17 protein-coding genes and 1 pseudogene are annotated in these 10,031 nt (G+C 72.1%); 5 read left to right on the top strand and 13 right to left on the bottom strand.

Annotation, left to right across the window (positions count from 1 at the left end; all coding sequences use genetic code 11):
• From I4I78_RS34305 to I4I78_RS25025, 5 genes and pseudogenes are all read right to left on the bottom strand, one after another.
• On the bottom strand, positions 1–244 hold a 244-nt coding region (locus I4I78_RS34305), incomplete at its 3' end, for a hypothetical protein (RefSeq protein WP_218613943.1).
• A gap of 29 nt (positions 245–273) precedes the next feature.
• Positions 274–912: pseudogene (locus tag I4I78_RS25040) on the bottom strand (SDR family oxidoreductase).
• Between the two features lie 81 nt (positions 913–993).
• The gene (locus tag I4I78_RS25035; protein WP_218613942.1) at positions 994–1,134 is read right to left on the bottom strand and encodes a hypothetical protein; all 141 of its coding nucleotides are present in this window, start codon (positions 1,132–1,134) and stop codon (positions 994–996) included.
• 229 nt (positions 1,135–1,363) lie between these two features.
• A complete protein-coding gene (tatA, locus tag I4I78_RS25030; protein ID WP_374225914.1) occupies positions 1,364–1,579 on the bottom strand; it encodes a Sec-independent protein translocase subunit TatA in 216 nt (71 codons plus the stop codon).
• Positions 1,580–1,712: 133 nt separating this feature from the next.
• Entirely contained in the window at positions 1,713–2,666 is a 954-nt protein-coding gene (locus I4I78_RS25025) for a ferritin-like domain-containing protein (protein ID WP_218613940.1), read from the bottom strand.
• A gap of 326 nt (positions 2,667–2,992) precedes the next feature.
• On the opposite strand from I4I78_RS25025, the gene I4I78_RS25020 reads away from it, so the two are divergent.
• On the top strand, positions 2,993–3,529 hold the full coding sequence (locus tag I4I78_RS25020; RefSeq protein WP_218613939.1) for a hypothetical protein: 537 nt from the start codon (positions 2,993–2,995) through the stop codon (positions 3,527–3,529).
• Positions 3,530–3,737: 208 nt separating this feature from the next.
• On the opposite strand, the gene I4I78_RS25015 is transcribed toward I4I78_RS25020, so the two are convergent.
• Positions 3,738–4,130: a group 1 truncated hemoglobin gene (locus tag I4I78_RS25015; RefSeq protein ID WP_218613938.1), complete on the bottom strand. Its 393-nt coding sequence runs from the start codon at positions 4,128–4,130 to the stop codon at positions 3,738–3,740.
• A 168-nt stretch (positions 4,131–4,298) separates the two neighbouring features.
• Between I4I78_RS25015 and I4I78_RS25010 the strand changes: the two genes are divergently transcribed.
• Positions 4,299–4,472 (top strand): hypothetical protein, encoded by a 174-nt coding sequence (locus I4I78_RS25010; protein WP_218613937.1) that lies wholly within the window; start codon positions 4,299–4,301, stop codon positions 4,470–4,472.
• Positions 4,473–4,702: 230 nt separating this feature from the next.
• Here the strand turns inward: I4I78_RS25010 and I4I78_RS25005 are convergent, their stop codons facing one another.
• Positions 4,703–5,182, bottom strand: a complete 480-nt coding sequence (locus I4I78_RS25005) for a hypothetical protein (RefSeq protein WP_218613936.1) — start codon at positions 5,180–5,182, stop codon at positions 4,703–4,705.
• 193 nt (positions 5,183–5,375) lie between these two features.
• On the opposite strand from I4I78_RS25005, the gene I4I78_RS25000 reads away from it, so the two are divergent.
• Positions 5,376–6,389: a ParA family protein gene (locus tag I4I78_RS25000; RefSeq protein ID WP_308252342.1), complete on the top strand. Its 1,014-nt coding sequence runs from the start codon at positions 5,376–5,378 to the stop codon at positions 6,387–6,389.
• On the top strand, positions 6,353–6,739 hold the full coding sequence (locus I4I78_RS24995) for a PadR family transcriptional regulator (protein ID WP_218613934.1): 387 nt from the start codon (positions 6,353–6,355) through the stop codon (positions 6,737–6,739). Before I4I78_RS25000 ends, I4I78_RS24995 begins: the two co-directional genes overlap by 37 nt.
• A 14-nt stretch (positions 6,740–6,753) precedes the next feature.
• On the opposite strand, the gene I4I78_RS24990 is transcribed toward I4I78_RS24995, so the two are convergent.
• On the bottom strand, positions 6,754–7,140 hold the full coding sequence (locus I4I78_RS24990; RefSeq protein WP_218613933.1) for a BlaI/MecI/CopY family transcriptional regulator: 387 nt from the start codon (positions 7,138–7,140) through the stop codon (positions 6,754–6,756).
• 297 nt (positions 7,141–7,437) lie between these two features.
• On the opposite strand from I4I78_RS24990, the gene I4I78_RS24985 reads away from it, so the two are divergent.
• Positions 7,438–7,968: a hypothetical protein gene (locus I4I78_RS24985; RefSeq protein ID WP_218613932.1), complete on the top strand. Its 531-nt coding sequence runs from the start codon at positions 7,438–7,440 to the stop codon at positions 7,966–7,968.
• An 8-nt stretch (positions 7,969–7,976) separates the two neighbouring features.
• Here I4I78_RS24985 and I4I78_RS24980 read toward each other — a convergent pair whose 3' ends face one another.
• The 5 genes from I4I78_RS24980 to gvpO all read right to left on the bottom strand — a co-directional run.
• The gene (locus I4I78_RS24980) at positions 7,977–8,282 is read right to left on the bottom strand and encodes a gas vesicle protein K (protein WP_308252341.1); all 306 of its coding nucleotides are present in this window, start codon (positions 8,280–8,282) and stop codon (positions 7,977–7,979) included.
• Positions 8,279–8,566, bottom strand: a complete 288-nt coding sequence (locus tag I4I78_RS24975; RefSeq protein WP_218613931.1) for a gas vesicle protein — start codon at positions 8,564–8,566, stop codon at positions 8,279–8,281. The genes I4I78_RS24980 and I4I78_RS24975 overlap by 4 nt, the downstream gene beginning before the upstream one ends.
• A complete protein-coding gene (locus I4I78_RS33590; protein WP_308252340.1) occupies positions 8,563–9,351 on the bottom strand; it encodes a GvpL/GvpF family gas vesicle protein in 789 nt (262 codons plus the stop codon). Before I4I78_RS33590 ends, I4I78_RS24975 begins: the two co-directional genes overlap by 4 nt.
• 5 nt (positions 9,352–9,356) lie before the next feature.
• Positions 9,357–9,917 carry a gas vesicle protein GvpJ gene (gene gvpJ, locus I4I78_RS34300; RefSeq protein ID WP_374225913.1) on the bottom strand — a complete coding sequence of 187 codons (561 nt, stop codon included), beginning with the start codon at positions 9,915–9,917 and terminating at the stop codon, positions 9,357–9,359.
• A gap of 25 nt (positions 9,918–9,942) precedes the next feature.
• On the bottom strand, positions 9,943–10,031 hold an 89-nt coding region (gene gvpO, locus I4I78_RS34295; RefSeq protein WP_218613944.1), incomplete at its 5' end, for a gas vesicle protein GvpO.

Here is a 10,031-nt window from a genome sequence, read left to right as displayed (position 1 = left end):
TGGTCAGCCCGGCGTCGTCGACGACCACCCGCGGTCGTCCGAGCAGCAGCATCACGAGCTGGTAGAGCGCCACCGGTGCGAAGAACAGGATCGCCAGCAGCCCGACCGGCAGCGCCAGCAGCGGCCCGGTGGTCAACACGATCCCGGCCACCACGAACAGCACCGCGACGAACAGCGTCAGCACCTGTCGGAGCAGGGGCGGGCGTGCGTCGACGGCGGTGGCGGGTCCGGGCTGGTCGGTCACGCCCGAAGGGTAGTCCGGGGCCTGCGGGCTCAGCGCCCGCCGGTGACGTCCAGGACCGCGCCGGTCACGTAGCTCGCCTCGTCGCCGAGCAGCCAGGCGATCGCGCCGGCCAGCTCGTCCGGCCACCTCGTCCGGGCGCCCGGCCCGCCCCATCGGGATGCCCGGCGCCATCCGCTCCACCCGCCCGGGCTCCCCCGCGGTCGCGTGGAAGTCGGTGTCGATCAGGCCGGGCCGGACCGCGTTCACCCGGATCCCGTCGGACACGACCTCCTTGGCCAGGCCGACGACGAACGCCTCGACGCCGGCCTCGGCCGCGGCAGGGCCGCGCGCAGGTTGAGCGAGAGGACCTCGTCGATCCGTGCGGGGGTCATGTCCTCCAGGCGCTGACGCGACGGCGCGCCGCCCGCGTTGGCCACCACCCCGGTGACCGGCCCGAGCTCGGCCACGGCCGTGTCGAACAGCCGGACCACGTCGGCCTCGACGGCCAGGTCGGCGGCCACCGCGACGGCCCGGACCCCGGATGCCCGGCAGGCGGCCGTCACCGCGGCGGCGGCCTGCTCGTCGGCGCGGTAGCCGATCACCACGTCGTTCCCGCGCCCCGCGAGCAGACGCGCGGTGGCGGCGCCGACACCGCGGCTCCCCCCGGTCACCAGCACCGTTCCCGTCATCCGGGGACCGTACGACGCCCGGACACGGATCGAGCCGGGAGAGCGATGCTCTCCCGGCTCGGGTCGTACGTGATCGTCAGGTCAGGCGAGTGCCGAGGAGGCCACGGTGTGGGCCGTCTCCGGCCGGCGGGTCCAGTTCTTCTGGGCGTACCCGGCCAGCGCGGTCGCGACCCCCACGCCTGCACCGGCCCCGACGATCAGTGTTGCGAGCAGCACGGACATGGTCTACCTCCTCCGATGGGTAACGCCTAAGCGTTGCGTTGTGCGATGCGGTGTTGCATCCACCTAGAAAATCGCACATCAGAGCCGGGATGTTCCAGCCGTCGGCCACTCGCGTCCAGTGAGTCGCCCCACACCCCGATCCTGATGGATCCGCAGGTGAAAGCGGCTTTCCGGACAAGCTCCCGATCCCGGACGCGCCGTTGCGGCGGTCCGGGGGCGGAGACAGGTGCTACGCGGCCTCGTTGCGTACTGCGCTCGGCTGCTCCACCGGAGCGGGGCCCGCGACGGCCGGCTTGGCGGCGTCCTCGTCGTCCTTGAGCCCGCGCATCTCGCCCTTCAGCACGCGGGTGGACTGGCCGACCGAACGAGCCAGGTCGGGCAGCTTCTTGGCGCCGAACAGCAGCACCAGGACGCCCAGCACGATCAACCAGTGGGTGGGGCTCATCGCTCCCATGGAAATCTGCCTCTCAGGTCGAGGTCGCCCCGGAGGAATCCCGGGGGTCGTCGAAAGGGTCCCACCCGGTGCGGGCCGGTGACATCACCGGCCCGCACCGAACGGGGGCCGAACAGGGAAGGACTCAGCCGTTGGCGTCGGACGAGTTGACCTCGCCGTTCACGCCGGCCGGGAAGAACCCGCCCTTGGTGACCTTCGCCGGGTTCAGGTACGCGATGTTGAGCACCTGGCCGGGGGTGCGGGAGAACGCGATCGCGTTCGGGTCGGCCGGCACGATGTTCGCGTTGCCGTCCGAGTCCACGATGCCCTGGTCCAGGTCGTCCGGGCCGTCGAGCGAGTCGCGGGCGTCGGAGATCTTGCCGACGGTCTCGGCCGCGCCACCGGCGAGCAGCAGCGTGCGCACGAGGCCGGCGTGGTAGGCCTCGACGGCCAGGATGCCGGCAGCGGCCTCCAGGAACGTCTTGTTCGCGATCAGCGGCGACGCGCCCTTGTAGGCGGTGACCCCGACGTCTTCGAAGATGAAGGCGCCCAGCAGGAAGCTGGTCTCGTCGGCGAACGGGTCGAAGGTCTCGCCCTGCTTGATCACGCCGGCCGCGGTGGCCGCGGCGGTGAAGGCGTCCTGCAGGTCGATGGCCGGGCGGGCGACCTTCGCGTCACCCAGGGCCTTGCGCAGGAAGTCGACGTGGGCGTTCTCGTCGGCCGCGATCTCGGCCGCGTACTGCTTGCCCAGGTCGGTCTCGAACTTGACCTTGTAGCCACCGGTGACCTCGCCGAGCGTGCCGGCGCCGTCGACCTGGTTGTCCTTGAGGCCCTCGCCGGTCAGCGCGCGCAGGTAGAACTCGGCCTCGAGGTACTCGAGGTTCAGCGCGAAGTTCAGGACCGCGGCGTCCGACGGGCCCTCGGCGGCCTCCTCGTCGCTGGCGAACGCGGTGCCCGCACCCGCGCCGAGCACGCCCAGCCCGGCCACGCCCACGCCGGTCATGCCGGCGGCACGCAGGAAGCGACGACGGTCGAGCGGGTTCTCCGAACTACGGTCGATGGCGGTCTTGATGAACTTCTGGTTGAAACCTTCGAACACTGGTCTCTCCGCTCGGTCACTTTCCGGATGGCTCGGCTCCGTGCCCCCGGGGCTCCCGGGCGGGGACGGCAGAAACCGAACACTGGCCGACGCCCCCCGTTGGCGCGCCGCCTGACGGACACAACGACACGCCCCGACCGGGAGGTTCGACCTGATCGAGTGAAAACCGGGCGGTCGAATTTGACGATGGGCCATTTACCGAGCATTTTCGGCAGCAAGTGCGGCCGAACGGCCGAACCGGGTACAGCCGATGCCCGAACAACCCGGTAGATCGATATCGAGAACCGCACCGGGCGGTTCCGCCCTATCGACACGGGGAGACATCGATGCGCGGTTCGCAGTTCATTGCCGCGGAAGGACTCGTCCACGGGTGGCTCGTCCGGCACAGCATCGGCGTCCTGCGCGTCACCATGGGGCTGGTGTTTCTCGCATTCGGCGCGCTGAAATACATCCCGGGCGCCAGTCCCGCACAGGATCTTGCGGTCACCACGACCCGGCTGCTGACGTTCGGGACCGTTCCCGACCCGGTCGCACTCGTCCTGATCGCGACGCTGGAATGCGGCATCGGGCTCTCGCTGGTCGTCGGCCGCGGGCTGCGGGTGACGATCTACCTGCTCGCGCTCGAGCTGCTCGGCATCCTGTCGCCGCTCGTCCTGCTGCCGCAGCGGCTTTTCCCGGCCCCGTTCCACACGCCGACGCTCGAGGGCCAGTACGTCCTCAAGGACATCGTCCTGGTGGGCGCCGCCATGGTCGTGGCCACCACGTTCCGCGGGGCGCGGATCGGGTTCTCGGCCCGGGGGCCGGCACCGGTGGGACGGGCCTCGGCCCGGCACCGGGCCGAGGCCTCCCGGGCGACGATCTGACGGCGCGGACCGACCCGGAACCATTGCGGCGTGAATTCCGGCGAATCCGGGGAGATCCCGTCACCGGGATTTCCCCGATCACCGCCCGGGAGCCGTCATCGAGGTGTCGCGCACGACGTCCGCCGAACCGGATCCGATCGCGACACGAACTCCCGTCGTGCTGCGCGTGAGCTCCGGGCCGGACATGACGTCGGGCCGTACGGCTGTCTCAGGCGGCGACCGCGGTCACGACCTGGGAGCGGTAGCTCTCGATGATGTCCATGAACTCCGTGTGCTCGACCGCGGGCACACCCAGGAAGTTCAACGTCGCCGCGATCTCCATCTTGACCGCGTCGAACTGGGGCGGGGTGACGTTCATGGTCTCGTGGGCCTTCGTCATGTCCATGCCCGGATAGCACTTCGGCCCACCCGCCGCCTCGACCGACCAGGCCGTGACCAGGAACTTGTAGCCCGGCGCGTTCGCCGGGACGCCGTGGTGGGCGTGCACCGCCTCGTTCGCGTTCACCGCGGCGTTCGCGAACAGCCGGTCCACGAGGACGTCGACGGCACCCGCGATGCCGTAGATGCCGCCCAGGCGGTCGTACAGGGTCTCGTCAGCCATCGGGATCGAGCTCCACTTCGTCGTGGTGGGAACGGTGGCATCCGGTTCGGGACCGGAGGTGTGGCCCGGACCACTCTCCCGATCGGACGTGCCCAAGTCAATTGCGCACAACCGAAATGACCGCGACGGACCGTCGGCGGGCCCGGCGTCGCGACGGGAGCCGGCCCGATGGCCGATGAGCGTTACGACGACGTCGGGCTCGACGAGCACCGGGCGTTGGTCGAGGCCATGCCGGCACGGCTCCTGCCGCTGATCGCCGCCGGCGTGATGACCCCCGAGGAGGCGCGGGCCCACATCCTGCGTGCCCGGGAGGCGCTCGCCGAGCGCACCCGCCGCGCCTGAACGGCTTCGGCGGTTCTCCCGGGCGCCGACGGTGTGCAGCCCGGCCCGGCCCGGCCCGGATGATCGGCACATCGGTCCCGATCGTGGCCGTTCGTGGCCCTGATCGGGACCAGGCCGGCGATCACCACCGGCGCCGACCCCGGAGGCCGGGTCGACCGCCGCCCAGGTCGCCCGACGGTTTCCCCATCCCGCGCGAGATCGCCAGTGCGGTCAGGCGCGCCGGGGGGTGCCTAGACCGACGGCCCGGGGGCCCCGATCGTCCAGGCCGAGATGTCGGACAGCGCCACCTGCCAGAGGGTGCCCTGTCCCGGTGCCACCCCCTGCCCCGGCAACGACGGTGCCGGTGTCGCCGTGCCCGAGGTGAGGACCGCGTCGGCGAGGTAGACGTGGTTGATCGAGGCCATCAGGGCGTTCTGGGTGAGGCCGTGGTCGTCGCGCCGCTCCGCGTGCGCGTCGAAGATCCGCGCGACGTTCTCCTTGCCCTCCTCCGGCCCGGGCCGGGACCGCACCGCGGCCGCCATCCGCCGGAGCCACACAGCGGGGTGCACCGCGTGCCCGTGCACGATCCCGGCCGGGATGGCGACCGTCAGGACGACCGATGCGGTCTCACTCTGGTGCACCGGCGCGAGGACCGAGCGCAGGTAGTCCGACGCCCCCACATCGGGCACGGTGCTCGGCGACGTCGTCCTGTCGGCGCTCGGAGGATTCATGTGCCGGAACGTACCCGCCCATCGTTTTTTCGGCACCGGGCTGGGCTGTTCGACGGTGTGACCGAACGCATCGGCCGGATCGGTCTGCGCCATTCGCAGTCACATTCACGGTCATATTCGGGACACGTGTGGAAGTCCTTGTCCGGAGGTGGTCCACCGGTCACCCTCCCGGGAGCGCGACGACGAATTCACGGTGATCGGTGGCGGAGGTTCTGTGTCGAAACGGTCGGTAGATCGACGACGTGACGACGCGTTGGCGCGCGTCATCGCGGTCGTGAACGACAAGGGCGGTGTCGGGAAGACCTCGGTGGCGGCCAACCTGGCCGGCCAGTTCGCCGGCGCCGGGTACCGCTGCCTGCTCATCGACCTGAACCGGCAGGCCAACCTGGCCGACGACCTGGGCTTCCGCGCCACCGCCGTCGACGATCTCGGGGCAGGCCTGCTGGGCAGCGTCATCGCGGGCACGCCGCTGGAACCGGCGGCCGACGTCCGTCCGCACCTCGACGTCGTGTGCGGGGGTGCACGGCTGGAGGACCTCACGCCGGTGATGGTCTCCCGCCTGCAGCACCACGGGCGCGGGGCGTTCCGGGTGCTCGGCGACGTGCTCGCCCCGGTGGCGGCGAACTACGATCTCGTCTTCGTCGACTGCCCGCCGGAGTCCACGATCCTCACCGACCTCGCGCTGGCGGCGGCGCGCTGGGTGCTGATGCCGACCAGGTCCGACGTCGGCGGCCTGGTCGGGATGACCCTGGTCGCCGACCGGTTCGCGCTGGCGCGGGAGATCAACCCGGGGCTGCGGCTGCTGGGCGTGGTCCTGTTCGGGACCGGCACGCGGTCGAGCGCCGTCCACGGCGAGGCACGCGCGACGGTCGAGAAGGCGTTCGGCGCGAGGTCGCCCTGGTTCGAGACCACGATCCGGCACGCCGAACGCACCGCTCAGGACGCACGCCGGCTCGGGAAGCTCGCCCACGAGCTCGAGATCGAGGCCGCCGCCCAGCCGGCCTGGTGGGAGGCGTTGCGGATGGACGTCAAGGCTCCGCGGCTCTCGCCCACCGCAGCCGGGGTCGCCGGCGACTACCGCGCACTGGGCGTCGAGGTGCTGACCGCACTGCACGGCGCGGAGCAGGCCGGGCCCGCGCCGGCGGCGAACCGACTCCGGAGGGGGACACCGTGGCAAGGACCTCGCGCCGGCGCGCTCCCGCACTGAGGATCCGCGACCGCAAGGACGTCGACCTCCTGCTGCTCGCCGTCGCCCGCGAGGGCGCGGCGAACGGCCGGGAGTTCATCGACCTGGTGCTCGAACGCAGCGGTGGCGCGTTCGTGCTCTCCGAGCGCAGCGTCTACCACCAGCTGCACCGGCTGCGTAACGACCGGCTGATCCGCGACACCGGCCGGGCCGGCGCGGGTCGCTTCGTGCTCACCCCGCTCGGGGAGCGCATCCTGAGCTCCCGGGTCCGGGACCGGCGGGCGTTCTCCCGCGGCCTGGAGCGGGTGCTGGCCGACCCGCCTGCGGACGACCCTGCTGACGGCCCTGCAGAACGGGGCCGATCCGGGTAGGCGGCGACGTCGGGTCAGCCGCTGTCGGGCTCGAGAAGGTCCTTGAGGACGGTCTCGTCCTCGCCGTCCAGAGCGGAGACGAAGTGCGCCAGGACGGCGCGGCGGTCGTCGTGGTCGTCGAGTGCGTGCTGCATCCGCCGCGCCACCAGGCCGGCCTCGGTCGTGCTGGGCGCGTAGCGGTGGGCCCGGCCGTCGCGGGCCCGCGTCAGGATCCCCTCCGTGTACAACCGCGCCAGGGTCGTCACCACCGTCGAGTAGGCCGGCGGCCGGCCCAGCCGCTCCCGGACCTGCCCCGCGGTGAGGGGCTGCCCGGCCTCCTGCAGGACCGTCCACACCTCGTCGCGCAGCTGTCCCCGGCGCCGGCGCGGCAGCGGCGGTACACCGCTCGTCCCGTCCGCCATCCGCACGCTCCCGACCTCGTCGGAAGGAGTGTGCCATCCGTCCACGAAGGACGGGCCGGGCCCGGTGACCGTGCGGCGCAGGGCACCGGGCACCGGCGACGCCCGTTTCCCCGTGATCTTCTACAAACATGTAGATTACAAAGACCGGACGCACAATCGAGGAGGCGACGTGGACGTCATGCAGCGCAAGGCTTTCCGTCGTCACACCCGGCCGGTGGGGCGCCGATGACGCCGGGCTCCCGCTGGACCCCCGGCCCTCGACGACCGTGGTCGGGGCCTCGTGGCCGCGTCGCCCCGGTGGGTCGCCCCGCGCCGGTCACGCCCGCCGGGCCGATCGCGCCGGCGACGGCGCCGCGACCGTCGGCCGCTCCCGAGTGCCGGACGCCGGCCGACCTGTTCGACGCCTTCGCGGCGGCCTTCGCCGCCGGCGACGTCGACCGCATCGCCGACTGCTACACCGCACCCGCCTACGTCGTCACGAACGCCCGCACCGTCGTGTTCACCACCCGGACCGAGGTCGTGGACGGGTTCACCACCGCGCGGGCCCAGTACCGGACGTCCGGCCTGATCTCGGTCGGCTACGAGATGGACGCGGAGACGACGCTGAGCAGCGACCTGGTCGAGGTCACGGTCCGGTGGCTGCACCGGGGCCGGGCCGCGTCCGCGGCCGACGACAGCTACCGCTACCTCCTGCGCCGGGTCGACCGCTCACTGCGGATCCACGTCGCGATGGTCATGGACTCCCGTGCACCCGCGATCCCGCCCGCACCGATCCCGGCCGCGCGACAGGATCCCGACACCGCACCGACGTCCGACCGCCTCCGGTGACGGTGGGATCAACGGTTCCTCGGTAACAACGGACCCAGCGGGCCCAGTTCGATGTTGAGGTCGTCGGTGGTGAGCCCGAATCGCTCGGTGAGCTCGTCCATGGTCGATTCCAGATGCATGAGCGCGGTACCCAGATCCTCGATCTGGTCGTCCGAGAGATCTCCGTGGTCCACCCGCCGGAGAACCTGTTTCTCCATGAGCTGGCGGAGCAGTTCCACGATCGTCAGGACCAGCTTCATCAGGTCCCGTTCCACCGAGTCGCGGTCGATCTCGAACCGTCCCCCGCCGGGGACGTCGGACCCGCGGGCGCTCACCGGCGTACCTCGGTCACGCCGGCGCCCGCCTCCAGCTCCGGGTCCCACCGGGGAGCGGTCACCGCCGGGCCCCGGTCGGGGTCCGCACGGTCCTCGTCCGCTCCGATGGACACCAGCAGGGCCCGCAACGACAACCGGACCAGGTCGACGCCGGCCAGCGAGATCGTCAGGTCCCCGGTGAGGACGACGCCTCCCGCCAGCAGCCGGTCGAGCAGGTCCACCAGCGCGACCTCCTGGTCGCCGAAGATGCCCGGCGACCCGCCGGTCCCCCCGGACACGGTCATCCGTCCTCCCCGTTCACGAACGAGTACGGGATCCACGGGCCCGTGATCTCCACGGTGACCTCGCCGGGCGCCGCCCGGTCCACCGCGGCACGCCACTCCCCGGACCGGGCCCGGTCGACCAGGTACGCGCCGTTGAGCACCATCTGATCGGTCCGCCCGGTCAGGGCGGTGTCGTGCACGCGGTGCCGCCGCGAGCGCACCGCCGCCTCCGAGGCGACGTCGTGCAGGGCGTCGGCGGACTCCCGGGCGGACCGCATCGCCCGTTCCGCGGCGCCGACGGCCGCGCGGCGACGGCGCAGGTACTCCGTCCCCGTCGTCCGCCCGGCACCCTTCTCCCCTGTGCCCTTCTCCGCTGTGCCCTTCTCCCCGGCGCCCGGTGCGGCGCCGGTCGGGAGGTAGACCTTGACCCCGAACTCGGCGCGGCCGTCGAGGTCGTCGAGCGCCCGGGTGAACTCCGCGCCCCGTTCCTCGAGCACGGCGCGCACCCGGGCCTCGTCGTAGAACACCGTCGCCAGCGCCAGCGGGACCAGCGCGGCGGCCCGACCGACCGTGTCGACGACGTGGTGGTGGGCGCGGGCGGTCTCGGCCAGCCACGTCAGGTCCTGCAGGCGCTCCTCGAGCTTCTCCCCGGAGAAGTCCTCCAGCGGAACGGTGCTGACGAGCGCCTGCAGGCCGGACCCGGCCACCGCGGCCACCTCGCGGCCGGCGACGCCGGTCAGGTCGTCGAGGCTGCCGACCGGTACCTCCCGGCCGACGGCATAGACGTAGGACACCGAGTCGGTCACGACGCTCACCGCTCCCGGCTCTTCCGGCGCCGCGGCGCCGGTCGCTCGGCCGGGACGGCCTCGTCCTGCCCGGCCCCGTCCGGCTCGTCGGCGTCCCCCGGCTCGTCCGTCGCCTCGGCATCGGGCTCCTCGGCGTCCGGCTCCTCGGCGTCCGGCTCCTCGGCGTCCGGCTCCTCGGCGTCGGACTCCTCGGCGTCCGGCTCCTCGGCGTCCTCCTCGACGTTCTCCGCCAGTTCCGGGTTGCGCGCCATCACCGCTTCGAGGGCCGCGATCCGCGAGCGCAGCTCGTCGTTCTCGTCCTCGAGCTCCTGACGACCGGCGGACAGCGTCGGATCGCGCTCCCACCAGTCGATCCCCATCTCCTTGGCCCGGTCCACCGAGGCGACCACGAGCCGGATCTTGATCGTGAGCAGCTCGATGTCGAGGAGGTTGACCTGGATGTCCCCGGCGATGACGATCCCCTTGTCGAGGACCCGCTCGAGGATGTCGGCGAGGTTGGCGCCGTCGTTCCCCGCGGACTCCTGGCGGCGGGGCTGCCCGGTGTTCCAGCGGACCGTGTCGCTCATCTGGCCCTCCGGTCCTGTCGTCGGATCATTCGTCGTCCCCGCGTCCGCGGGTGTAGCGCTTCACCCGCCGGTAGGACATCAGCTCGCCCTCGTCGTCGAGCTCGGCGTCGTAGA

It is taken from the genome of Pseudonocardia sp. KRD291, from assembly GCF_019263595.1.
GTDB lineage: Bacteria > Actinomycetota > Actinomycetes > Mycobacteriales > Pseudonocardiaceae > Pseudonocardia.
This window is presented reverse-complemented; position numbering and strand designations above follow the sequence as displayed.

Bases quoted from the DNA above. Each gene is read 5' to 3' on its own strand.
- I4I78_RS24975 (WP_218613931.1), bottom strand. From the start codon at position 8,566: ATGACCGTGTCCGGGGGGACCGGCGGGTCGCCGGGCATCTTCGGCGAC.
- I4I78_RS24990 (WP_218613933.1), bottom strand. From the start codon at position 7,140: ATGGCGGACGGGACGAGCGGTGTACCGCCGCTGCCGCGCCGGCGCCGG.
- I4I78_RS25005 (WP_218613936.1), bottom strand. From the start codon at position 5,182: ATGAATCCTCCGAGCGCCGACAGGACGACGTCGCCGAGCACCGTGCCC.
- I4I78_RS25035 (WP_218613942.1), bottom strand. From the start codon at position 1,134: ATGTCCGTGCTGCTCGCAACACTGATCGTCGGGGCCGGTGCAGGCGTG.
- tatA (WP_374225914.1), bottom strand. From the start codon at position 1,579: ATGAGCCCCACCCACTGGTTGATCGTGCTGGGCGTCCTGGTGCTGCTG.
- I4I78_RS25020 (WP_218613939.1), top strand. From the start codon at position 2,993: ATGCGCGGTTCGCAGTTCATTGCCGCGGAAGGACTCGTCCACGGGTGG.
- I4I78_RS25010 (WP_218613937.1), top strand. From the start codon at position 4,299: ATGGCCGATGAGCGTTACGACGACGTCGGGCTCGACGAGCACCGGGCG.
- I4I78_RS25015 (WP_218613938.1), bottom strand. From the start codon at position 4,130: ATGGCTGACGAGACCCTGTACGACCGCCTGGGCGGCATCTACGGCATC.
- gvpJ (WP_374225913.1), bottom strand. From the start codon at position 9,917: ATGAGCGACACGGTCCGCTGGAACACCGGGCAGCCCCGCCGCCAGGAG.